Annotated in this window: 23 protein-coding genes; 17 read left to right on the forward strand and 6 right to left on the reverse strand. The window is 47.9% G+C overall.

All coding sequences use genetic code 11. The features are described 5' to 3' along the window. The first annotated feature begins 87 nt into the window (after window positions 1-87). From ACKLNH_RS18800 to fis, 11 genes are all read left to right on the forward strand, one after another. Complete coding sequence (locus tag ACKLNH_RS18800; RefSeq protein ID WP_413113800.1) at window positions 88-1,878, forward strand: DUF294 nucleotidyltransferase-like domain-containing protein; 1,791 nt, start codon at window positions 88-90, stop codon at window positions 1,876-1,878. 11 nt (window positions 1,879-1,889) lie between these two features. Further along, on the forward strand, window positions 1,890-2,513 hold the full coding sequence (locus ACKLNH_RS18805) for a 3'-5' exonuclease (RefSeq protein ID WP_413113801.1): 624 nt from the start codon (window positions 1,890-1,892) through the stop codon (window positions 2,511-2,513). A 162-nt stretch (window positions 2,514-2,675) separates the two neighbouring features. Beyond that, window positions 2,676-4,625, forward strand: a complete 1,950-nt coding sequence (gene acs / locus ACKLNH_RS18810) for an acetate--CoA ligase (RefSeq protein ID WP_413113802.1) — start codon at window positions 2,676-2,678, stop codon at window positions 4,623-4,625. Window positions 4,626-4,947: 322 nt separating this feature from the next. Continuing rightward, window positions 4,948-5,400 (forward strand): type II 3-dehydroquinate dehydratase, encoded by a 453-nt coding sequence (gene aroQ, locus ACKLNH_RS18815; protein WP_413113803.1) that lies wholly within the window; start codon window positions 4,948-4,950, stop codon window positions 5,398-5,400. A gap of 48 nt (window positions 5,401-5,448) precedes the next feature. Beyond that, entirely contained in the window at window positions 5,449-5,901 is a 453-nt protein-coding gene (accB, locus tag ACKLNH_RS18820; RefSeq protein WP_413113804.1) for an acetyl-CoA carboxylase biotin carboxyl carrier protein, read from the forward strand. A gap of 13 nt (window positions 5,902-5,914) precedes the next feature. Further along, the gene (gene accC / locus ACKLNH_RS18825) at window positions 5,915-7,258 is read left to right on the forward strand and encodes an acetyl-CoA carboxylase biotin carboxylase subunit (protein WP_413113805.1); all 1,344 of its coding nucleotides are present in this window, start codon (window positions 5,915-5,917) and stop codon (window positions 7,256-7,258) included. A gap of 179 nt (window positions 7,259-7,437) precedes the next feature. Then, on the forward strand, window positions 7,438-7,707 hold the full coding sequence (locus tag ACKLNH_RS18830) for a YhdT family protein (protein WP_413113806.1): 270 nt from the start codon (window positions 7,438-7,440) through the stop codon (window positions 7,705-7,707). Beyond that, entirely contained in the window at window positions 7,700-9,142 is a 1,443-nt protein-coding gene (gene panF, locus ACKLNH_RS18835) for a sodium/pantothenate symporter (RefSeq protein WP_413113807.1), read from the forward strand. Before ACKLNH_RS18830 ends, panF begins: the two co-directional genes overlap by 8 nt. 74 nt (window positions 9,143-9,216) lie before the next feature. Further along, window positions 9,217-10,098, forward strand: a complete 882-nt coding sequence (gene prmA / locus ACKLNH_RS18840; RefSeq protein WP_413113808.1) for a 50S ribosomal protein L11 methyltransferase — start codon at window positions 9,217-9,219, stop codon at window positions 10,096-10,098. Window positions 10,099-10,269: 171 nt separating this feature from the next. Then, complete coding sequence (gene dusB / locus ACKLNH_RS18845; RefSeq protein WP_413113809.1) at window positions 10,270-11,235, forward strand: tRNA dihydrouridine synthase DusB; 966 nt, start codon at window positions 10,270-10,272, stop codon at window positions 11,233-11,235. 22 nt (window positions 11,236-11,257) lie between these two features. Further along, the gene (gene fis, locus ACKLNH_RS18850; protein WP_086938104.1) at window positions 11,258-11,554 is read left to right on the forward strand and encodes a DNA-binding transcriptional regulator Fis; all 297 of its coding nucleotides are present in this window, start codon (window positions 11,258-11,260) and stop codon (window positions 11,552-11,554) included. A 106-nt stretch (window positions 11,555-11,660) separates the two neighbouring features. On the opposite strand, the gene ACKLNH_RS18855 is transcribed toward fis, so the two are convergent. Together ACKLNH_RS18855 and ACKLNH_RS18860 are read right to left on the reverse strand one after the other, a co-directional pair. Further along, on the reverse strand, window positions 11,661-12,053 hold the full coding sequence (locus ACKLNH_RS18855) for an MAPEG family protein (RefSeq protein ID WP_413113810.1): 393 nt from the start codon (window positions 12,051-12,053) through the stop codon (window positions 11,661-11,663). A gap of 232 nt (window positions 12,054-12,285) precedes the next feature. Next, the gene (locus ACKLNH_RS18860; protein ID WP_413113811.1) at window positions 12,286-14,166 is read right to left on the reverse strand and encodes a hypothetical protein; all 1,881 of its coding nucleotides are present in this window, start codon (window positions 14,164-14,166) and stop codon (window positions 12,286-12,288) included. 387 nt (window positions 14,167-14,553) lie between these two features. Here ACKLNH_RS18860 and ACKLNH_RS18865 point away from each other — a divergent pair, with 387 nt between their 5' ends. Then, complete coding sequence (locus ACKLNH_RS18865) at window positions 14,554-14,682, forward strand: hypothetical protein (RefSeq protein WP_413113812.1); 129 nt, start codon at window positions 14,554-14,556, stop codon at window positions 14,680-14,682. Window positions 14,683-14,778: 96 nt separating this feature from the next. Here the strand turns inward: ACKLNH_RS18865 and ppnP are convergent, their stop codons facing one another. Further along, a complete protein-coding gene (gene ppnP / locus ACKLNH_RS18870; RefSeq protein ID WP_413113813.1) occupies window positions 14,779-15,060 on the reverse strand; it encodes a pyrimidine/purine nucleoside phosphorylase in 282 nt (93 codons plus the stop codon). Between the two features lie 335 nt (window positions 15,061-15,395). On the opposite strand from ppnP, the gene purH reads away from it, so the two are divergent. Continuing rightward, on the forward strand, window positions 15,396-16,988 hold the full coding sequence (purH, locus tag ACKLNH_RS18875) for a bifunctional phosphoribosylaminoimidazolecarboxamide formyltransferase/IMP cyclohydrolase (RefSeq protein WP_413113814.1): 1,593 nt from the start codon (window positions 15,396-15,398) through the stop codon (window positions 16,986-16,988). A 74-nt stretch (window positions 16,989-17,062) separates the two neighbouring features. Further along, window positions 17,063-18,355, forward strand: coding sequence for a phosphoribosylamine--glycine ligase (gene purD, locus ACKLNH_RS18880; RefSeq protein ID WP_413113815.1), 1,293 nt, complete (start codon window positions 17,063-17,065; stop codon window positions 18,353-18,355). A 48-nt stretch (window positions 18,356-18,403) separates the two neighbouring features. On the opposite strand, the gene ACKLNH_RS18885 is transcribed toward purD, so the two are convergent. Together ACKLNH_RS18885 and hupA are read right to left on the reverse strand one after the other, a co-directional pair. Then, window positions 18,404-19,096, reverse strand: a complete 693-nt coding sequence (locus ACKLNH_RS18885) for a DUF1481 domain-containing protein (protein ID WP_413113816.1) — start codon at window positions 19,094-19,096, stop codon at window positions 18,404-18,406. A gap of 37 nt (window positions 19,097-19,133) precedes the next feature. Then, entirely contained in the window at window positions 19,134-19,406 is a 273-nt protein-coding gene (hupA, locus tag ACKLNH_RS18890) for a nucleoid-associated protein HU-alpha (RefSeq protein WP_413113817.1), read from the reverse strand. A 218-nt stretch (window positions 19,407-19,624) separates the two neighbouring features. Here hupA and ACKLNH_RS18895 point away from each other — a divergent pair, with 218 nt between their 5' ends. Beyond that, window positions 19,625-20,683, forward strand: coding sequence for a CNNM domain-containing protein (locus ACKLNH_RS18895; RefSeq protein ID WP_413113818.1), 1,059 nt, complete (start codon window positions 19,625-19,627; stop codon window positions 20,681-20,683). A gap of 69 nt (window positions 20,684-20,752) precedes the next feature. Here ACKLNH_RS18895 and ACKLNH_RS18900 read toward each other — a convergent pair whose 3' ends face one another. Beyond that, a complete protein-coding gene (locus ACKLNH_RS18900) occupies window positions 20,753-21,346 on the reverse strand; it encodes a YjaG family protein (RefSeq protein WP_413113819.1) in 594 nt (197 codons plus the stop codon). A 68-nt stretch (window positions 21,347-21,414) separates the two neighbouring features. Here ACKLNH_RS18900 and ACKLNH_RS18905 point away from each other — a divergent pair, with 68 nt between their 5' ends. Both ACKLNH_RS18905 and ACKLNH_RS18910 read left to right on the forward strand, forming a co-directional pair. Further along, a complete protein-coding gene (locus ACKLNH_RS18905) occupies window positions 21,415-22,326 on the forward strand; it encodes a D-2-hydroxyacid dehydrogenase (RefSeq protein ID WP_413113820.1) in 912 nt (303 codons plus the stop codon). Further along, the gene (locus ACKLNH_RS18910) at window positions 22,295-22,492 is read left to right on the forward strand and encodes a hypothetical protein (protein ID WP_413113821.1); all 198 of its coding nucleotides are present in this window, start codon (window positions 22,295-22,297) and stop codon (window positions 22,490-22,492) included. The genes ACKLNH_RS18905 and ACKLNH_RS18910 overlap by 32 nt, the downstream gene beginning before the upstream one ends. The last annotated feature ends 41 nt before the right edge of the window (window positions 22,493-22,533 follow it).

Raw genomic sequence — 22,533 nt, forward strand, 5'->3', positions numbered from 1 at the left:
TTCATCCGCATAGACTAAAGTCGGCTAGAGCCTTTGCCTTCCGTGGTACACACTATCTAATAGAATCTTCGGCTTTATGGAGTCAGAATGCCTGAGAAATTTGATACCAGCTTAGCGCCATTTAACCGCCTCTCTTCCGCGCAGCAAAAGCAGCTCAAGCACGCCCTAGATGTTGCCTATTATCGTGAAGGCGATACGCTTATCGACGGCGGGCAAACATGTCAGTCGTTATTCATTATCATCAAAGGGGTGGTAGAAGAGCGTGATAACGATAGCGGTACACTTTTCAGTCATTACACTCAAGATGACCTCTTTGATGTACGTGCGCAATTTGAACCTCAGTGTAAACATAGCTATGTCGCTCTTGAAGATACGCTCTGTTATCTGCTCAGCAAGGCATGCTTTATTGAGCTCTATCAGGCCAATGCGGACTTCGCCGCTTACTTTGATAGCAACCTAGCTGCGCGACAACAGCTCCTTGAAACGGCGCATCAACAGCAAAACTTGGCGGAATTTATCTTAACTCGCATTGATGAAGACAATATCCAACCCTGCATTGTGATTGATGAGGCCACCACCCTCTATCAAGCAACACTGCGCATGCAGCAAGACAATATCGATTGCGCCTTTGTGCAGATGCCGAATGAGATTGGCATCATCACCCGCACCGATCTATTACATGCTACCTTACTCGATCACAATAATGCCGAGACGCCGGTCGGTCAGATCGCAACCACGCCAGTCGTCAGCGTGCGCTTCGGTGAGTACTTATTTAATGCCACCATGGCGATGACGCGTAATAAGGTAAAGCGCGTGCTGGTGATGCGTGATGACGACATCGCTGGCATGCTCGATTTGACGCAGATCCTCAGTCTATTCTCCACTCACTCTCATGTACTGACGCTGCGTATCGCCCGTGCAGAAACCATTGATGAGCTGGCCTTGGCAGCCAATAGCCAACCAAAGCTAGTACAAACATTACTCAATAACGGTATCCACACCCGCTTTGTGATGGAACTTATCGCCTCCGTCAATGAACGCATCATAGAAAAAGCCTTTCAGCTCCATGTCCCTATCGAAATGCAACAACACTGTTGCCTTATCGTGATGGGCTCAGAAGGGCGCGGTGAACAAATCTTAAAAACCGATCAAGACAACGCACTCATACTGCGCAATGACATCGAGTGGCCGGATGCACAGGCGTGTATGGCACGTTTATCACAAACCTTAATCCACCTTGGCTACCCGCCTTGCCCCGGGAATGTCATGGTCAATAACCCACAATGGGTTAAGTCGCAGCAACAGTGGCAAAAACAGATAGTACAAGCGAAAGCTCGCGGCACAGATGAAAGCTTGTATTCTCTCGCCATTTTGGCCGATGCTCATCCGGTGGCTGGCAACTTATCACTGTTCAATAGCCTCGCGCATACGCTGCAAAGGGAGATGAAACAGCAGCAGTTATTGCTGGCCACCTTTGTGCGGCCCGCCCTGCAGTTTAGCGTGCCTCTCACCCTTTTCGGCAAATTGAAAAAAAGCCATCAGGGCTTAGACATAAAAAAAGGCGGCATCTTTCCTATCGTGCATGGTGTGCGAACAGTAAGCCTAGAAAAGGGGATCGATGTCACCAACACGTTCTTGCGCCTTGAGGCCTTGCTGCAGCAAGGCGTTCTTGAAGCGGATACCGTGGCCAACCTTAGCGAAGCATTGAAGCTATTTATTAAGCTACGTTTACGCCAACAACTGAATGATCCCAGTGCAGGGACCATTTTGCACACAGAAAGCCTAGAACGCAGTGAGCGGGACCTATTACGCCACAGCCTGCATGTCGTTAAGAAGTTCCAGCAATGGCTGGCGTTTCATTATCAAATACGCGATTAAGAGGGTTATCCATGAACATTGTCACTCGCTGTTGGTATCGGCACAAATTACGCGCTTCATCATACCGTTCTTTATTCGAACGCTATAAAGGGGATGAACTTGTTTCACTCGACTGTGAAACCACCAGCCTCAACCCTAACAGTGCCGAACTGGTGACGATTGCTGCAACGAAGATCCAAGCCAATCGGATTCTGACCAGCCAATCTCTCACCTTAACTCTTCAAGCCCCTAGCAGCCTAAATGCGGATTCTGTCACCATACACCGTTTACGGCATCAGGATCTTCATCAGGGCCAATCAGTAGAAAGCGCCCTCAGCGAACTGATGGCGTTTATTGGCAACCGCCCTCTGGTGGGGTATCACATCCGCTATGATAAACAGATACTCGATCGGTACTTTAAACGTTACTTCGACTTCCCACTGCCCAATCGCTTAGTCGAAGTCTCGACCCTTTATCATCAGCGCTTAGATCGGATATTGCCTAATGCCTATTGCGATCTCTCCCTCGACGCCATCAGTCGCCAACTCAATCTTCCCATTCCGGATAGGCACGATGCATTAGAAGATGCAATTACCGCAGCCCTTATCTACGTTCGTCTAACTCACGGGGGTTTGTCACTAAACTCGCGCCCCTAACCGATTGAAATAAGGTGGTAACAGCGTCAATAGCCCCATTAAGTCGATAATCGCTGGTCATGATATATCCGAAAGTCTAATTGCCGTTCTAGCCAAGATCCGTCACTTTTATTAATACAAATCAAGAGGAATCCCGCCGCAAGAGGCAGAAAGGAGATCAGGATGAGCGAAGGCCATATCTACCCCGTACAACCCGAGTTAGCGACAGCAGCACATATTGACGATGTTAAATACCGTGAAATGTACCAGCAATCTGTGGTTAATCCAGAGGGGTTTTGGCGCGAGCACGGGCAGATTGTCGACTGGATGACCCCCTTCACGAAAGTTAAATCGACCTCATTCGATACGGGTCATGTCGGCATTAAGTGGTTTGAAGATGGTGAGTTAAATGTCTCAGTTAACTGTATTGATCGTCACCTCGAAAGCCGCGGTGATCAAGTGGCCATTATCTGGGAAGGCGATGATCCTAACGACGACGCTACCCTGACCTATCGCGATTTGCATGAGCAAGTTTGCAAGTTTGCCAATGCCTTAAAAAGCCAAGGCGTTCGCAAAGGCGATGTCGTCTGTCTCTACATGCCGATGGTCGCCGAAGCTGCTATTGCGATGCTGGCTTGTACCCGTATAGGCGCCGTGCATACCATCGTCTTTGGTGGCTTCTCCCCTGAAGCACTCTCTGGCCGTATCATCGATTCGGACGCCAAAGTGGTCATTACTGCTGACGAAGGCGTACGAGGGGGTCGAGCTGTACCTCTGAAGAAAAATGTTGATGAAGCGTTGACCAACCCTGACGTCAAAACCGTTGAAAAAGTCATCGTCTTCCAACGTACTGGCAATGACGTAGAATGGCACAGCCACCGCGACGTCTGGTGGCATGAAGCCACTGCCGTTGCGTCAAGCAACTGCGAGCCTGAGCCAATGAATGCGGAAGATCCGTTATTTATCCTCTATACCTCCGGCTCAACAGGGAAACCCAAAGGTGTACTCCATAGCACTGGTGGGTATCTCGTTTATGCCACCATGACCTTCAAGTATGTTTTCGACTATCAAGAAGGCGACATCTACTGGTGTACCGCCGATGTCGGGTGGATCACCGGACACAGCTACCTTGTCTATGGCCCACTGTCTAATGGTGCGACCACGATTTTATTTGAAGGTGTACCAAATTACCCTGATGTAAATCGCATGAGTCAAGTGGTAGACAAGCATCAAGTCTCTATTCTCTATACTGCTCCTACCGCCATTCGTGCCTTAATGGCAAAGGGCGAAGAAGCGATTAAAGATACCCAGCGCAGTTCACTGCGTATTATGGGCTCAGTTGGCGAACCAATAAACCCCGAAGCTTGGGAGTGGTACCATCGCACCATCGGTGATAGCCGTTGCCCAATCGTCGACACATGGTGGCAAACCGAAACTGGCGGTATCTTAATCACGCCATTGCCTGGCGCCACCGCACTCAAGCCCGGTTCAGCCACGCGTCCTTTCTTTGGCGTACAACCTGCCTTGGTCGATAATATGGGGAACCTACTAGATGGTGCAACAGAAGGTAACCTCGTTATCCTCGATTCGTGGCCGGGCCAAATGCGTACTGTCTATGGTGACCATGATCGCTTTGAACAGACTTACTTCTCTACCTTTAAAGGCATGTACTTCACTGGTGACGGCGCGCGCCGCGACGAAGATGGTTACTATTGGATTACCGGCCGTGTCGATGACGTATTAAATGTCTCTGGCCACCGCATGGGTACGGCTGAAATTGAATCAGCGTTAGTTGCTTTCGACAAAATCGCCGAAGCAGCAATTGTCGGCGTTCCTCATGATATCAAAGGCCAAGCTATCTATGCCTACATCACCTTGAACGCCGGTGAAATCCCCAGTGCTGAACTACATAAAGAAGTCAAAGAGTGGGTGCGAAAAGAGATAGGTCCAATCGCAACCCCTGATTTTCTGCACTGGACTGATGCACTGCCAAAAACACGTTCAGGCAAAATCATGCGCCGCATTCTGCGTAAAATTGCCACCGGCGACACCAGTAACTTAGGTGATACCTCTACCTTGGCCGATCCAAGTGTTGTCGACAAGCTCATTGCTGAGAAACAGCAAGTGCTATAACAGGTTACCAAATAACGTAATACACTCCTTTGCCGCCTCTCTGAGGCGGCTTTTTTGTGAGCACCACTCCAGTTTCGACATAAATCAGTACAAAAATCGAGCAGGCGTGTCGTTATTATGTCTAATCAATAGATATTCACCATTGAACAAATTAGAAGCTTTTGATGAGATAAGACCAGTATTTTGCTGCGATTTGCAGCGAATTCTCTATAATTGCAGGAAAACCAAGAAAGACACCTATGCTTCGTTAAAACTCACTATGCTATGAGCGTAATTTCAAGTTAACTACTTTTACCTGCATTTTAAATGGATTATACCAAATATGCCTGCAAATCGACGCATTTTGTTAATAAATGGACCTAACCTGAACCTACTGGGCACGCGTGAGCCAGGGCACTACGGCAATGATAGCCTTGATGCCATCGTTACACGGCTGAAAAAGCAAGCCCAAGCAGCCAATGTAGACTTGCAGCATGTTCAGTCAAATGCCGAACATTTGATTATCGACGCTATTCATCAGGCGTTAGGTCAGGTTGATTTTATTATCATCAACCCTGCCGCATTTACTCATACCAGTGTTGCGATACGTGATGCCTTGCTGGGCGTTGCTATCCCTTTTATCGAAGTGCACCTATCCAACGTTCATGCGCGAGAACCTTTCCGTCATCACTCCTACTTATCAGATAAAGCTGAAGGGGTTATTTGCGGGCTGGGCGCGCAGGGCTATGAATTTGCGTTAACTGCCGCCTTGGGTAGCCTTAACGCAACCAAATAACGCAACTGAGTTAACTCAGTATCACCAACAATTTATAGAGAAATAGACATGGACATTCGTAAAATTAAAAAACTGATTGAGCTGGTTGAAGAGTCTGGCATTAGCGAACTAGAAATTTCTGAAGGTGAAGAGTCAGTGCGTATCAGCCGTGCTGCAACGGTTGCCGCTCCAGTTCAATATGCCCCTGCTCCAACAGCAGCACCGGCACCTGTTGCTGTTACTCACGCCGAGGTTCCTGCAACACCAGCAGAAACACCAGCGGTAAGCGGGCATCAAGTTCTGTCACCAATGGTTGGTACCTTCTATCGCTCACCGAGCCCAGAAGCCGGATCATTTGTCGAAATCGGTAGCCAAGTGAATATTGGTGATACGCTGTGCATTGTTGAAGCAATGAAAATGATGAACCAGATTGAAACTGACAAGGCTGGGGTTGTTAAAGCTATTTTGGCCAACGATGGTGATGCGATTGAGTTCGATCAACCACTGTTTGTGATCGAATAATCGCGGAGCGACTATGTTAGATAAATTAGTAATCGCCAACCGCGGCGAAATCGCCTTGCGCATTTTGCGAGCATGTAAAGAGCTTGGTATTAAAACGGTCGCTGTTCACTCAACAGCCGATAGAGACCTAAAGCACGTTCTATTAGCTGATGAAGCGATCTGTATTGGTCCTGCCAGCGGAATGGAAAGTTACCTGAATATTCCACGCATTATTGCTGCCGCAGAGATCACTGGCGCAGTGGCTATCCACCCTGGCTATGGCTTTCTGTCAGAGAATGCCGATTTTGCAGAGCAAGTGGAACGCAGTGGCTTTATTTTTGTCGGTCCGAAAGCAGAAACGATCCGCTTAATGGGTGACAAAGTCTCTGCCATTACCGCAATGAAAAAAGCTGGCGTACCTTGTGTTCCAGGATCTGATGGTCCACTGGATGATGATAATACCAAGAACCGCGCCTTTGCTAAGCGCATCGGCTATCCCGTTATCATTAAAGCGTCTGGCGGCGGCGGTGGTCGTGGTATGCGTGTGGTACGCAGTGATGCAGACTTGGTTGAATCGATCGCAATGACCCGCGCAGAAGCAAAAGCGTGTTTCAATAATGACATGGTTTACATGGAGAAATACCTTGAAAACCCACGTCATATCGAAGTGCAAGTTATTGCCGACGGCCAAGGTGGTGCGATTCATTTAGGTGAGCGTGACTGCTCTATGCAGCGTCGTCACCAAAAGGTGGTTGAGGAAGCACCGGCACCAGGCATCACCGAAGAGATGCGTAAGTACATTGGTGAGCGTTGTACTCGTGCTTGTCTAGAGATCGGCTATCGTGGCGCGGGCACATTTGAATTCCTATATGAAAACGGCGAGTTCTACTTCATTGAGATGAACACCCGTATTCAAGTAGAGCACCCAGTAACAGAAATGGTGACTGGCGTTGACCTTATCAAAGAGCAGCTACGCATTGCAGCAGGACAGCCGTTATCATTCACTCAAGATGATATCCAAATTCGTGGCCATGCCGTTGAATGCCGTATCAACGCCGAAGACCCTGAGCGCTTCTTGCCTTGTCCGGGGAAAATTGATCGCTTCCATTCACCGGGTGGCATGGGCGTACGTTGGGAGTCGCATATCTACACGGGCTATACTGTTCCGCCTTACTATGACTCCATGATCGGTAAACTGATCTGCTTTGGTGAAAACCGTGATGTTGCCATTTCACGCATGAAAAATGCACTCAGTGAAATGATCATTGGTGGTATCAAAACCAATATCCCGCTACAGCTTGATATTATGAAAGACGAAAACTTCCAGCATGGTGGTGCAAACATCCACTACCTTGAGAAAAAACTCGGCTTACAATAGCATCAAGTAACACACTAAAATCAAATACAAAGGCAGTCGATAAGACTGCCTTTTCTGATCTGTCACCGATCAAACTTAGATCTCGATACAGGAAAACATGGCATTTCGTCGCCGCTTTTGCCAGAATGCGCGTTTTTAACGCACATATCATGCATCGGCACGCTGTCAAAGGAGTTCGCATGCACACTCTGCTATCTCGTTACCATCAAGCGCATCGCGAAGCGCGCTGGGCGCTAGGTCTCGCTCTCGCCTACTTTGTTTGGTGGTATTGCTCAGCCTATGGCTTTGCACCACAAGATGAAGCATTACCCACACTTTACTGGGGAATGCCACTATGGTTTCTGCTCGCCTGTGTCGCCGGACCCATTATTTTTACACTGCTATGCGCCGTAATGGTGAAGTTCGTCTACCGTGACATGCCTCTGGATGTGGAGGAAGAGAGTGAATAATCCTCTACTTATCCCTGTTGTTCTTTACTTAGCCGCGATGTTTGCTATCGCTTGGTGGTCTCGTCGTGCTCAACAAGGCAACTTTCTAACCGAGTACCTTGTTGGCAACCGCACCATGGGGGGCTTTATGCTCGCCATGACATTAGCGGCAACCTATGCCAGTGCCAGTTCTTTTATTGGTGGGCCTGGTGCGGCCTATCAGTTTGGCTTAGGTTGGGTATTGCTGGCTATGATTCAATTGCCAGCAGCTTGGTTAACGTTAGGCGTGCTAGGAAAGAAATTTGCCATTGAAGCGCGACGCCATAATGCACTCACCATCAACGATATGCTCTATGCGCGTTACCAGCATCGCGGTGTGGTTATCCTTGCCTCGGTAGCCTTACTGCTGGCCTTTCTCGGTACCATGGTAGTGCAATTCGTTGGTGCAGCCCGCTTACTTGAAACCGTAACAGGCTTGGGCTATTTGCCCTCTCTGAGCATCTTCGCAATTACCGTCGGACTGTATACCTCCATTGGCGGCTTTCGTGCCGTCGCGCTGACTGATAGCCTACAAGGCATTATGATGCTAATTGGTACCTTCGCGTTATTAATAGGGGTCCTTATCGCTGGAGACGGCTTAGGGAACCTAGTCACTGAACTTCATCGCATCGACCCAGGGTTGGTCTCTCCGCATGGGCCAGATGGCTTCATTAGCCAACCATTTATTCTGAGCTTCTGGATACTGGTCTGCTTCGGGGTTATTGGTCTGCCTCACGCAGCCTTTCGCTGTATGACGTATCGCGATAGCCGCGCGTTTCACCGTGGTATAGTCATTAGCACCATTATGATGGCAATTTTAATGCTGGGTATGCACCTTGCGGGGGCATTAGGCCGTGCCATCGTGCCCGAAATTGCGGTGCCCGATCAGATCATGCCGACGTTAATGATGACAGTGCTGCCACCATTCGTTGCAGGGCTCTTTCTGGCCGGACCAATGGCGGCGATTATGTCGACCATTGATTCACAGCTGATTCAGGCTTCTGCCACCATGGTGAAAGATCTCTACCTAAACTACATTAACCCGCAAGCCAACAGTGACAACCACAAGCTCAGCAAGTTGTCACGCTGGACAACGGTTATCTTTACCGTGATTGTGTTCGTCGCAGCCACCAATCCTCCGCAGATGATTATTTGGTTAAACCTCACTGCCATGGGGGCACTACAAGCGGTTTTCCTTTGGCCTTTAGTACTCGGGCTATACTGGAAACAAGCAAATGCACACGGCGCGTTCAGCTCAATGCTGGTGGGGCTGGTCTCTTACATCACCCTCAGTGTCATTAAACCGGATCTTCACGGCGTACATATTATCGTACCAACGTTAAGCTTGGGCTTGATCAGTTTTGTTGCCGTAAGCCTACTCACACAGCCAACTCGCCATGCTGAGCTGGCGCAGTAATCACAGCGCGCGCAGTGAGCTTTCATGCTAGACTGCGCGCCATCTTTTTATGACTTTATTCAGAGTGAGCAATCATGCCTTGGATTCAACTCAAACTCAACGCCACTGCCGATAACGCAGAAGCCATTGGTGATATGCTAATGGAAGAGACAGGCGCTTTATCTGTCACCTTTCTCGATGCACAAGATACTCCAGTATTCGAACCTTTACCGGGCGAAACTCGCCTATGGGGAGATACGGATATTGTTGGCCTCTATGATGCTGAGAGCGACATGACATGGGTCATTGAAGCCTTGCAGAACAGCCCTCTGCTAGCGAATGACTTTGCCCACAAAGTTGAACAACTCGAAGATAAAGATTGGGAACGCGAGTGGATGGATAACTTCCACCCTATGCGATTCGGCCAGCGTTTATGGATCTGTCCTAGCTGGCGCGATGTTCCCGACGAAAATGCGGTTAACGTCATGCTCGACCCAGGTCTGGCATTTGGTACGGGGACCCACCCAACCACAGCCCTTTGTTTAGAGTGGCTAGACGGTCAAGATTTAACCGGTAAAACTGTGGTCGACTTTGGCTGTGGGTCTGGCATTTTAGCCATTGCAGCGATTAAATTAGGTGCGGCAAAAGTGATCGGTATTGATATCGACCCACAAGCAATTATTGCTTCCAAAGATAACGCTGAACGCAATGGTGTCGCTGACAAGTTAGCGCTATTCCTACCTCAAGATCAACCTGAAGGTCTATTAGCCGATATCGTCGTGGCCAATATTCTTGCGGGCCCACTGCGCGAACTGTCAGGGCCAATAAAGGCCTTAGTTAAGCCACAAGGCAAACTCGCTATTTCTGGTGTTTTAGCAACCCAAGCTGACGATGTGGCAAGCTTCTACAGTGATGAATTGGCTCTAGACCCAACCCAAGTAAAAGAGGATTGGTGCCGCATTTCAGGCCACAAGTAACAGCCTGATAACACAGCGTAATTTGCCGCTGATGAAGTTTTTTTTTGCACAACTGGCTAATTTTTATCACTTTTTATTAGTCAATAGCAAAATGCTCAAAAAATGGTCTTTTCAGGCGGCGAAAAAATGCGTAAAATGCGCGCCCTTGCTGACATAGTAAGGTGACGTCTTTTGCAGATTGGTTCTTATCAACTCGACAGTCCATTGATTGTCGCACCCATGGCGGGTGTAACCGACAGGCCATTTCGTGAACTGTGCTTGCGCTTTGGCGCAGGAATGGCAGTAAGCGAGATGATGACTGCTAACCCTGATTGCTGGGATACCCAGAAATCAAGGCAGCGTATGGTGCATGAAGGTGAATCGGGCGTTCGCTCGGTTCAAATTGCAGGTGCCGATCCACAACTGATGGCTGATGCCGCACGCTTTAGCGTTAAGCATGGCGCACAAGTTGTAGATATCAATATGGGTTGTCCGGCCAAGAAGGTAAACAAAAGATTGGCAGGCTCGGCATTATTACAGCATCCCGCTCTGATAGAAGAGATTCTAACAGCGGTGGTAAATGCCGTCGATGTCCCTGTTACGCTGAAAACGCGTACAGGCTGGGATCCTGAAAGCCGAAACTGTGTCGAAATCGCACAGCTCGCAGAGCATTGTGGTATACAAGCACTGGCCCTTCACGGTCGTACACGTGCTTGTATGTACAAAGGCGACGCGGAATACGATTCAATTAAAGCAGTTAAGCAAGCCGTGTCTATCCCGGTGATTGCCAATGGTGATATTGATTCACCAGAAAAAGCTCGCTTTGTGCTGGAGTATACCGGTGCAGATGCTTTAATGATTGGTCGCCCTGCACAAGGAAGACCATGGATTTTCCGGGAAATCCAACACTACTTAACAACAGGTGAAACGCTTCCTGCTCCTTCTTTTGAAGAGATCAGTGAAACTATGTTGGGTCATGTCGCTGAACTGCACCGCTTTTATGGTGAGTTCTTAGGCCCGAGAATCGCGCGTAAGCACGTTTCTTGGTATTTACAGGCGCATGACACTGATAAAGCCTTTCGCCGTACCTTCAACGCAATTGAGGATGCCACAGCGCAACTCATTGCGCTGCAAGGCTACTTCGACAACGTTGCATAAATTCGAGAAGAGCTTACAGAATATGTTCGAACAAAACCTGACTTCTGAACCATTAACAGTGACCACAGTAACTTCACAAGATCAAATCGCACAGAAACCATTGCGTGATTCAGTGAAAGCATCTTTGAAGAACTACCTAGCTCAACTGAATGGTCAGGATGTTAACGACCTGTATGAGCTTGTACTAGCAGAGGTTGAGCAGCCACTACTAGACACTATCATGCAGTACACTCGTGGTAACCAGACTCGCGCTGCGAACATGATGGGTATCAACCGTGGTACTCTACGTAAGAAACTAAAAAAATACGGCATGAACTAATACTCATCTCGTAAATTGTTGATTTAAGCCGTGTTTCTCTTTTTAGGGGCGCGGCTTTTTTTTGTACATATACCCCCATATGTACACCGATGCACTTGTATAACCCCTAAAGCCCCAGCACGGATCCCCACGGCAATAGCCACAAATTAAGTACCCCAAGGGCAATAATTGGCCACAGCGTGGCATGCATGCCGATAGCGCGGCCGTTAAAGCTATCATTAAGGATACCGGCAGCATGATAACAACGTCCAATCACGAAAATCAGACCGAAGATGTGCAACAACCATAGCGGGCCATTGTTATGCTCAAAACCAATCAGCAGTAGCAGGGCAATAGGCGCATACTCAGTACAGTTGCTGTGTGCTGCACGCGCCCTTTGCAAACGCTCATCACCACCATCACCATATTTTATCAACCCTTTACGCCGTGCTTTAATAACCTGAATAGATAAAAAGCAGATCAGCCACCCCGTCAGGGCGACATATAGCATACTGACCATAACCACTCCTTGCTCTTTTTAATTCACTCAGTGTAGTCAGCATTTATCTTCACTGCGCAGTTTCCTTTAAAGGATCAGTCAACTCGCGCTAGCGATGTTCGCGATTGCAGTTTACGGGTGATGAAAGATCAATACGCTAAGCAAACGGATTTAAAGCATGTGTAATGCGGGGCAGAAGAAAGTTGCAAATGCCATACAGCCATCAATTGGCTGTATGGCAACGTACACTTAATTAATGACTGTAGTATTTTTGGTTCAATTGACGTTCTGCGAGATTATTAATCGACAGTGACATCGCTTGGGGCACTGGGTTGATATCGGGGCTAGAAACAAACTCATCGACAAAAGTAACCGTCGCTTCTCCGCTTTCATCAACGTTGATATTCAACACATGCCACCAATCCGTTTTATCCTGAACGGTATTAGGTCTAAGAACATGGAGTTGATTATTCATCCGAAATTCAATACGCGTCTCTGCCGATGATATTTCCCCCTCACCACTAAAACGGTTTACAAGATAGCGATACGTACCAGGAAGCGCATAGGCAGGGATAGTGACCACCTCCGGTCCATAGCTCGTTGTATCATCCACATCCAAGAAGTAGGTCACCCCTTCAACATTGACTGAGCGATTACCAAAGTAGACATGAAACTCCGGCATGTCAGCTGCAGCGGGACCATATAAGTGGCTATCAAGATCTCGCGGATGCTGTCCCCATTTCAGGGTGATCGTCGTTAATGCCTCAGATAGCGTAAAGCACTCATTTAACTGAAAATCTGTCGATCCAACTTGCAACTCCGTGGTTTGGCTTAAATAACCATGAATGCCTGATACCCTAACAGTAGAGTTCGGCTTAACCGGTAATTGAAAGTTTCCCTCAGCATCGCTATAAACAGACGAACGCCCATTATAGTCAGCCCCCTCACTACCAATACGCGCATTCGCAATTCGGACTCCGTCACCATCGGCAAGACAGCCATGGATATAAACAATCTCGTAAAGTCGATCGGCATTCCAAGTGGTGAAATGACTTACCTCGCCCAAGTAGAATGCCATGCCATTGTCGTAGCTTAGCGTGGCACTGCCCTCTTCAACCCAAATACCACTGCGACTATCAAAATAGTACAACGGGATTGTTTCAGGAGGGTTAGTGCCCACGGCAGGAATACGAATCGTGGCAACGGCCCCAGGCGCTAGCTGCAATGCATTTCCCGCAGCATCAAAAAACTCAACATCAATTGCACCAAAGGACTCAATCGGCGAAAGACTACCATCGGCATTCTCTGTTACCATCTCGCCTGGCATCAAGTTAATATCCATCTCAGGATCAATCACCATCAACTCAGCTTCAAGGTTACCCGTTACGATCTCGCCTTGCGCATTCACTAAGCTAGCCGCTGGCAACTCAACCATTACAAGGTTATCGAGCACTAATTGACTGGCCTGACTATTGTCAAAGTTAACAAGACCATGAATGGGCGCTAGCAACAAGTTTTGATTATTGGGTAAATCTGACAGCGCAACGCGGACTGAATCCTCTGCGTAGCCGCGGCGATTAGCACGAATAACCATCAAATTTGTCGCTTCAATATCTAGCACACGAACAGAAAAGCTTCCTTGTTCTGTGGTTAGAGCACGATCAACTAAAGTTGAGTCAATGAGAAGCTCAATCTCCCCTTCTTCAATTGGCTCACCGTTATAGAAATCTTGCACCAAGCCATTGAAGGTCAAGTACACCTGCTCCTGCAAGGAAAAGGAAACACGCTCTGTCTGTGCAGTCTTCTTTTGCGTAATTTCAATGACTACGTCTGATTGCGTCGTCTCTAACGTATTAGACGTATAGTGTATTACTCCTTCAGCATTCACCGACAAGTTATTAGGCGCATCGGTTACTTTGTAGCTAACAGGCAGATCACTCACCACCTCTAACTGATATGTAAACGTCTCCCCTGTCTCGACGACTTGATTCTCAACCACTGACACTGAAAACTCAGGGACTTTGTCAGGCGTATTGTCCGCTGTCGCATCATCATCCGATGAGCTACCGCACGCCGCCAGCATCATCAACGCCGCCCCCATCAGCACGCCATTTAATACCGTCTTTACTTGCATTTTATTCTCCGTTTTTAGCGATAAGTCATTGGGTTTCACTGTGGTCAAAAAACGTCCACAGTGACAACGCTAAATTATCACAAGCTAACAGATGAACGTGTTGCCCACCTAAACAGCAGTAAATAAAAAACAAACAAAAACAGTGATATAAATAGACAAAACTAACAATACGACCACCGACAATTAGATTAACTACCATAAAAGCAATAGTAGCTGGCTATAACTTCTGTCAAAATAAAGATAGCCAGTCATAAGCACCAGAAGTGACCCAGTCAGTAGTTATATTGCGTGGAATTCTAATTAATGTGTCAGGCTGCGAGGCAGAAAATAGAAATGTGAAAGCAATAAATATATCAGTAGATAAAATCGCAGCCGAGAAGCAGTGTTGTGAAAAACAATCAGAAGCAGATAGGCGTACGTGCCGGGGAGCAGTTAGTCGCTCGATTTAAGCAACCTAACTTACAAGCAGAAGTGGTTATCATGCCATCTCAGTTAATTGAACGTGAGTCAGCCTAGTTTTCTCAAGCTTTTATTCTGATCATCAACAGGATGCCACCATTACCCATCAGAGATGATGGGTAAGGCAGTAAGGTTCACGGCTGGTAGCGACGACTATAGGTAATCACAAAGGTAGGCTGTCGGATCAATCACGGTCACTTCAAAGCTCGAGTCACCCGGAACCTCAAAGCTATCGCCATTTGAATAAGTTTCCCAATCGACATGGCCAGGCAGCTTCACCGTTAACGCCCCTTTAATCACTGTCATTCGTTCTGGTGCAGCGGTTGTAAACTTAAATTCACCAGGCTGCATTACGCCAACACTGGTTTTGTCACCCTTGTGTTCAAACCCTAGCGACGCGACAGCTCCATCAAAGTATTGATTGACGTTAATCATAGTAAACCCTTCTTGATATTCAAAAAAGCACGCTAGCACACATTGAGCTATTGCGCCTAATAAATAAAGATAGAGATGTGAGATCCCTTCTGCCACACCACGACCCACCCCAATCACATAGCAAACAGTCACGCCGCCATAACCGCAACGTTAATGGCCCACTCAACAACCCAACGACGAAAATAAAGTCAAAAACTGAGATAGCAATCGATTGCGTCATCTTTTTATAGTAGAATACGCACCACATCATCGGGTGCTCACTAAAACCCAACATCATGGTTTTCATGTTGGCTTTAGTGAATATCCTATCCCCTTATCTTTGAGAGATAACTGCAATGGAAAACGCGCGTCCTATCCGCCGTGCGCTAATTAGCGTGTCGGACAAAACTGGTATTGTTGAATTTGCTCAGGCACTCGCTGAGCGTGGTGTTGCGATTCTGTCAACTGGCGGTACAGCCCGCTTATTGGCCGAGCAAGGTGTTAAGGTTACGGAAGTATCTGATTACACTAATTTCCCTGAAATGATGGACGGACGGGTAAAAACATTGCACCCGAAAGTGCACGGCGGGATACTTGGGCGTCGTGCTCAAGATGACGCAGTAATGGCGGAGCACGGTATCGAACCAATCGATATGGTGGTCGTTAATCTATACCCATTTGCACAGACTGTTGCCAACCCTAACTGCACGTTGGAAGATGCAGTAGAGAACATCGACATCGGCGGCCCAACCATGGTACGTAGTGCTGCGAAAAACCATAAAGATGTCACCATCGTCGTAAAGGCCAGCGACTATGGGCGCGTTATTGCAGAAATGGATGCGAACGAGCTATCGTTAACGCATCCAACACGTTTTGACCTCGCTATTGCAGCCTTCGAACACACCGCCGCTTACGACGGCATGATTGCCAACTACTTCGGTACCATGGTACCAAGCTACGGTGACAACAAAGAAGGTGACGAGACATCTCAATTCCCGCGCACTTTCAACATGCAGTTCGAAAAGAAACAAGATATGCGTTACGGCGAGAATAGCCACCAAGATGCTGCTTTTTATGTCGAAGCCAATCCTGAAGAAGCGTCGGTTTCGACTGCACGTCAAATCCAAGGAAAAGCGTTATCATACAACAACATCGCCGACACTGACGCCGCATTAGAGTGTGTGAAAGAGTTCGACGAGCCTGCCTGTGTGATTGTTAAACACGCTAACCCATGTGGTGTTGCTCTGGGCGAGAACATCCTTGAAGCTTATGACCGTGCGTTCAAAACAGACCCAACGTCGGCCTTTGGCGGCATTATCGCGTTTAACCGTGAGCTCGATGCTGCGACCGCTACCGCGATCACTGAGCGCCAATTCGTTGAAGTGATCATTGCTCCTTCAGTATCGGCTGAAGCGGTCGACATCGTCGCGGCGAAAAAGAATCTACGCCTACTTGAGTGCGGTGAATGGTCAACCAAGACAACGGGCTTTGATGTTAAGCGCGTCAATGGCGGTCTATTGGTTCAAAACCGCGACCAAGGCATGGTTTCAGAGTCTGACCTTAAAGTGGTGTCAAAACGCCAACCAACAGCAGAAGAGCTAAAAGATGCTCTGTTCTGCTGGAAAGTCGCAAAGTATGTGAAGTCTAACGCTATCGTGTACTCTAAAGGCGATATGACCATCGGTGTAGGCGCAGGGCAAATGAGCCGTGTTTACTCTGCAAAAATTGCAGGTATCAAAGCCGCTGACGAAGGTCTACAAGTTGAAGGTTGTGTGATGGCATCTGATGCATTCTTCCCGTTCCGCGACGGCATTGATGCGGCAGCCGAAGCGGGTATCAAATGCGTGATTCAACCGGGCGGCTCTATGCGTGACAATGAAGTTATCGAAGCAGCCGACGAGCACGGCATGGCGATGATTTTCACAGGTATGCGCCACTTCCGTCACTAAGCTGGACGCTTAAAATACGATTTAGCCCTTGAGCCATTCAAGGGCCTATCTCTTAGATGATTAAAGGAATTACGATGAAAGTTCTTGTAATAGGTGGCGGTGGTCGTGAGCACGCATTGGCGTGGAAAGCGGCACAATCTGAAAAAGTAGCCACTGTCTTCGTGGCACCAGGTAACCCGGGGTGCGCACTAGAACCAAAACTAGAAAACGTCGCCATTGGTGTTGAAGATATCCCTGCTTTGGTCTCTTTTGCCAAAGAGAACAGCATTGACCTAACTATCGTTGGCCCAGAAGCCCCCTTAGTTATCGGTGTTGTTGATGCATTCAACGAAGCGGGCTTAGCCATCTTCGGTCCAACCGCTGCTGCCGCACAACTTGAAGGCTCAAAAGCCTTTACCAAAGACTTCCTTGCTCGCCATGACATTCCTACCGGTTACTACCAAAACTTTACTGAGATTGAGCCTGCCTTGGCTTACATTCGTGAAAATGGTGCACCAATTGTGGTTAAAGCTGACGGCTTAGCCGCAGGTAAAGGCGTGATTGTCGCGATGACGGTTGAAGAGGCGGAAGAAGCCGTACGTGATATGCTGGCCGGCAATGCCTTTGGCGAAGCAGGTCACCGTGTTGTTATCGAAGAATTTTTGGACGGCGAAGAAGCGAGCTTCATTGTGATGGTTGATGGCGAGAACGTTCTTGCTATGGCGACCAGCCAAGACCACAAACGTGTCGGTAATGGCGATACAGGCCCAAATACTGGTGGCATGGGGGCATACTCTCCTGCACCAGTGGTAACGGCTGAGATCCACCAGCGCGTGATGGATGAAGTGATTTATCCAACGGTACGCGGCATGGCCGCTGAAGGTAATCCATACACGGGTTTCCTCTATGCCGGTTTGATGATTATGGCTGATGGCACACCAAAGGTTATCGAGTATAACTGTCGCTTTGGCGATCCAGAAACTCAACCTATCATGCTACGTCTCCAATCTGATCTGGTTGAGCTTTGTGTCGCTGGCGCAACAGGTAAACTTGATACTGTTGAGTCGAAATGGGATCCACGTGCGTCCATCGGTATCGTGCTGGCAGCACAAGGTTACCCTGCGGCGTACCCGAAAGGGGATGTGATTGCAGGCCTACCAACCACAGATGTTGACGGCGAAAAAGTCTTCCACGCCGGTACGGCTTCAAAAGACGGCAATATCGTTACCAATGGTGGTCGTGTTCTTTGTGCAACCGCTATGGGTGAAACCGTTGCTGCAGCGCAAACGCGTGCTTATGCCCTTGCTCAACAGATTAGTTGGGATGGAATGTTCCACCGTGATGATATCGGCTATCGCGCCATTGCTCGCGAGCAAGCACAGAAATAACGCCGAAAGATCTCAAGCATAAAAAAACGCGCTAAGTTAGCGCGTTTTTTATTCTCTGCTCAACTGCGATACAAAGCATTCCGTTTGTTGCTCAGGCGCTGCGACGACATAGGCATGCTGTAAGACACGTTGTCCGGATAGACGTCGCTGTTTTGCCATAAGGCTAACCACGGTCCCTTTCTCTTGCCATTGACGCAGATCGGCTTCAGACGGCAAAACTTGAAATTCGGTGCCATATCGGCTGCCTTTGCAATCAACATACCCCTCAGACGTCCAATATCCTTGCCACAGCTCATAGCCTTCCGCTGTTGTTGAGCGTGCCAGTTGCAAGGCATCGCTGGCCTGTTGATATAGCTTATGTAGCTCGATCTCTTTCAGTGGCATGACTTTATCGTTAAGCAAGTACCGTTGATAGACAGGATCGCCTGCCGTGTCATAGCGCACCACTAAATGGTACAGCTTACCATCCATGTGGCCTTGCTGCTCAACCTCTCTCAGCAACCCCTCTCGCCACAGGTAAAGCCCTTCAGCACGTTGTTCGGCTTGGTCCAATAGCTGAACACGAAGACGAAGCGGACGCTGACCACGTTGCTCTAACCAAAGCAGGTAACTGAGATCATCTAAGACATGTGCACTGCTGATTTTTTGAATAGGGGTAATTGTGGTTGACGGTGTCGTGCCGATCTGGGCGCACCCGACAAGAAGAAAAGTAAAAATTAAGCCTGTAATATTACGCGTCATAAAAAGCTGCCAGAGGAACTCCCCTGGCAGTCTCATTTTACTTAACGGCGTCTTTCAGCGCTTTACCAGCAACAAACGCTGGTACATTTGCTGCTGCAATCTCGATCTCTTTACCTGTTTGTGGGTTACGGCCAGTGCGTGCTGCACGATGGTTTACTTTAAAAGTACCGAAACCAATCAATTGAACCTGATCACCTTCTTTCAATGCTTCAGTCACTCCACCTAAAGTCGCTTCTAGCGCAGCCTTCGCTTGTACTTTAGACAGGTCTGCTTTTTCTGCGATAAGGTCGATCAGTTGGGTCTTGTTCATTAGGTTTTCCCTTCTTTTGTTTCGTAAGACGTAACAACTCTAATTCAAAAGAAGCCTTGCTGGCAAAGGTTTGTCGGACTTTAGCAACCTATATGGTGCCTCTTTAACCATAAACTGAGCGCAAGTTCACAAAATCCAGCATTCTTTCCCTTTTATTCCTTCATCTCTCAGCAATACTGATAGCTGGCAACCCGCCATTTTATGGGATCAATATCGTTATGCTACTACTGGCTACCTACATTTTTGTCGCCATTGGCGTCTCGTTTTTGTGCTCAATTCTTGAAGCTGTACTGCTTAGTCTCTCTCCTAGCTACATTGCCAGTTTAAAGCAGCAACAGCACCCATTAGCATCACAATTAGATTCTCTCAAAAGGCATATCGACCAACCTTTAGCGTCGATTCTGACCTTAAACACCATTGCCCACACAATCGGTGCCGCAGGGGCAGGCGCACAGGCTACAGTGGTGTTTGGTAGTCAATGGCTTGGCCTTTTTTCGGCCATTCTCACCCTTGCCATCTTACTGTTCTCTGAAATCATCCCTAAAACTCTCGGTGCGACCTATTGCCGCCAGCTCGCCCCCTTTACCGCCATGACACTAAAGTGGATGATCTGGTTACTGACCCCTATTGTATGGGCCTCAGAGCAACTGACACGCCGTTTAGCGCGTGGAAAGCAACCGATTAAGTTACGCGACGAAATCTCCGCTATGGGGCTTCTAGCGCATGAGAGAGGGGAATTAGCGGAAGGTGAATCAAAAATCTTGAACAATTTACTCGCCTTTCGCGACGTCAAGGTGAGTGAAATTATGACCCCTCGCCCAGTCCTGTTTCGTGTTGATGCAGAGTTAAGCATCAATGATTTTATTGAACAGTACAGCGATTCGCCGTTCTCTCGCCCACTGCTATACGCTGATCAAAAAGACAATATTATCGGCTTCGTTCATCGTCTCGAGCTATTTTCAGCGCAACGTCGTGGTGAAGGGGCTCGTCAACTCGGCACCATTATGCGCGCCCTACCCGTGGTGCATAACCAAGTGAGTGTCCCTTACGCTTTCGAGCAATTGATGAAACACCGCTCTCAACTTATTCTGATCGTCGATGAGTATGGTACCGTGATGGGCATTGTCACGATTGAAGATGTATTTGAGTGCTTACTGGGTGAAGAAATTATCGACGAGGCTGATACTAATTCTGACATGCAGCAACTAGCGATAGAACGCTGGGCTAAGTGGAAAAAAGACCATAACGTGATTGATAATGTGGATGACAGCGAATGAGCACAACAACCATAGGCCAAGAGAAACGGCCTATGGTTTACTGTGGCAACACTTTATCGCATTGACTTATCACATTGATAAAGCAACGCCAATATTGCTGATCGGCTCTTCTCGTAGGTCTGAACGTAGTCCTTTGATCATCTCAATATCGCGCTTCTCAGCAGACTTCAAGACACGGAAGATTTCCCACTGAACATCCCACTCAGCACAAACCGCTTCATTCTCTTTTTGGTTTGCGTTGGTGATCTCTTCACCGGATTGTGCCAGTTCAAGATCAGCAACCGTTTGTGCTGACTGACTACTGATTTTAAGCAGTGACTCAAGCAGTATGTCTCTATCTAGCAAACCATGCAGTAGCGCAGACAGTGCAACGCAAGCATCCATGGCTGGGTAGACAAGATAAATATCATGCTCTTTATCGCTTGGCACTAACTCTTCTAAGCGCTCTAACTGGCGTTCGAAATTGACTTTCGCACTCTTAACCGTCAGCGACTCCCATACACTATCTAGAATGAGGTGCATCTGTTTTGGGTCAGCGAATTGAGTCTGTTCGCAAAACAAGACATAGTTAGGGTACATACGCTCACAAAGCGCGACCATGAATGTAATGTGTTGCCAAGGTTCTAGTTTTTCAAGCCTAAGCTGTACGGGATTCTGTAACATAAGATATTCTGTGGTTATCGTTTGAGCGCAAGTGTACTCGATCCACCCATTGTGCAAAAGGAAAAGCCGTGAACAAATTACTGATCCTCTCACGCCAAAAAGAAAAGTACTTGCAATTGGTTAATGATGCCAAACTGCCCGCCCTTGAAGTAACGGACGATCCAAAGCAAGCCACCATCATTTTAGCTGATCCACCAGCTGTTGCTGAACAATTGGATTCTTTCCCTCGCCTTCAATGGTTACAATCAACCTTTGCGGGCATTGATGCTTTGACCACATTGACGCAACGCACAGACTACTTGCTCACCAATATTCGCGGTGTTTTTGGCCCCTTAATCGCTGAATATGTCATTGGTTATCTCTGCCACTATTACCGTACGTTTGATCAATACGCCCAACAGCAACGCGATAATGTGTGGCAACCGCACCATTCGTTATCTCTACAAGGAAAATCGATATTAATTCTCGGCACCGGGTCTATTGGTAGCCACCTTGCTAAAATGTGCAAATGTATGGGGATGAAGGTGTTAGGTTTAAATCGCAGTGGTATCGTACGCAGTTTAGATTTCGATCAGATCTATAACTTTACGCAGTTACAGCAAGCACTAGCACAGGCAGAGGTGGTTGTTTCAACCCTGCCATCGACACCAGAGACCCACAACTTACTTAATCACAACACCCTAAGTCAGTGTCGCAATACGCTACTATTTAATGTCGGTAGAGGTGATACACTGTCAGAATCCGCACTACTTGATGCACTCGAAGCGGGCTATATTCGCCATGCTTGGCTCGATGTGTTTAAAGTTGAACCCTTGCCACCATCACACGCGTTCTGGGCACATAACGGCATCAGCATTACACCACATGTCGCAGCTGAGAGTTTTCCAGACCAGGTATTTAATATCTTCTCGCGTAACTATCTCTGTTGGCATCGTGGGGAGCCGCTCGATGGGGTCGTCGACTTTGCTAAGGGTTACTAAGCACCTGCGCGACTCGCACGCACAGATGACCATGTTGTCTGTGCGCATTAACGATCAACAGGAAGCCACGCAGAAAACACCAAAAGGCTGTACGTACAGCGCCGATCATCAAGAAAGATTAAAGGAACAACACCGCCCCGCGCAAGGTATTGTTTTTAAGGGATAATAAGCAAGCGTACAGCCTTTCGGGAATTTTCCCCGGCAAAC

This window comes from Thaumasiovibrio clandestinus, assembly GCF_047250365.1.
In the GTDB taxonomy this organism is placed as follows: Bacteria; Pseudomonadota; Gammaproteobacteria; order Enterobacterales; family Vibrionaceae; genus Thaumasiovibrio.

Bases quoted from the DNA above. Each gene is read 5' to 3' on its own strand.
- ACKLNH_RS18800 (WP_413113800.1), top strand. From the start codon at position 88: ATGCCTGAGAAATTTGATACCAGCTTAGCGCCATTTAACCGCCTCTCT.
- ACKLNH_RS18805 (WP_413113801.1), top strand. From the start codon at position 1,890: ATGAACATTGTCACTCGCTGTTGGTATCGGCACAAATTACGCGCTTCA.
- acs (WP_413113802.1), top strand. From the start codon at position 2,676: ATGAGCGAAGGCCATATCTACCCCGTACAACCCGAGTTAGCGACAGCA.
- aroQ (WP_413113803.1), top strand. From the start codon at position 4,948: ATGCCTGCAAATCGACGCATTTTGTTAATAAATGGACCTAACCTGAAC.
- accB (WP_413113804.1), top strand. From the start codon at position 5,449: ATGGACATTCGTAAAATTAAAAAACTGATTGAGCTGGTTGAAGAGTCT.
- accC (WP_413113805.1), top strand. From the start codon at position 5,915: ATGTTAGATAAATTAGTAATCGCCAACCGCGGCGAAATCGCCTTGCGC.
- ACKLNH_RS18830 (WP_413113806.1), top strand. From the start codon at position 7,438: ATGCACACTCTGCTATCTCGTTACCATCAAGCGCATCGCGAAGCGCGC.
- prmA (WP_413113808.1), top strand. From the start codon at position 9,217: ATGCCTTGGATTCAACTCAAACTCAACGCCACTGCCGATAACGCAGAA.
- fis (WP_086938104.1), top strand. From the start codon at position 11,258: ATGTTCGAACAAAACCTGACTTCTGAACCATTAACAGTGACCACAGTA.
- ACKLNH_RS18855 (WP_413113810.1), bottom strand. From the start codon at position 12,053: ATGGTCAGTATGCTATATGTCGCCCTGACGGGGTGGCTGATCTGCTTT.
- ACKLNH_RS18860 (WP_413113811.1), bottom strand. From the start codon at position 14,166: ATGCAAGTAAAGACGGTATTAAATGGCGTGCTGATGGGGGCGGCGTTG.
- ppnP (WP_413113813.1), bottom strand. From the start codon at position 15,060: ATGATTAACGTCAATCAATACTTTGATGGAGCTGTCGCGTCGCTAGGG.
- purH (WP_413113814.1), top strand. From the start codon at position 15,396: ATGGAAAACGCGCGTCCTATCCGCCGTGCGCTAATTAGCGTGTCGGAC.
- purD (WP_413113815.1), top strand. From the start codon at position 17,063: ATGAAAGTTCTTGTAATAGGTGGCGGTGGTCGTGAGCACGCATTGGCG.
- ACKLNH_RS18885 (WP_413113816.1), bottom strand. From the start codon at position 19,096: ATGACGCGTAATATTACAGGCTTAATTTTTACTTTTCTTCTTGTCGGG.
- hupA (WP_413113817.1), bottom strand. From the start codon at position 19,406: ATGAACAAGACCCAACTGATCGACCTTATCGCAGAAAAAGCAGACCTG.
- ACKLNH_RS18895 (WP_413113818.1), top strand. From the start codon at position 19,625: ATGCTACTACTGGCTACCTACATTTTTGTCGCCATTGGCGTCTCGTTT.
- ACKLNH_RS18900 (WP_413113819.1), bottom strand. From the start codon at position 21,346: ATGTTACAGAATCCCGTACAGCTTAGGCTTGAAAAACTAGAACCTTGG.
- ACKLNH_RS18910 (WP_413113821.1), top strand. From the start codon at position 22,295: ATGGGGTCGTCGACTTTGCTAAGGGTTACTAAGCACCTGCGCGACTCG.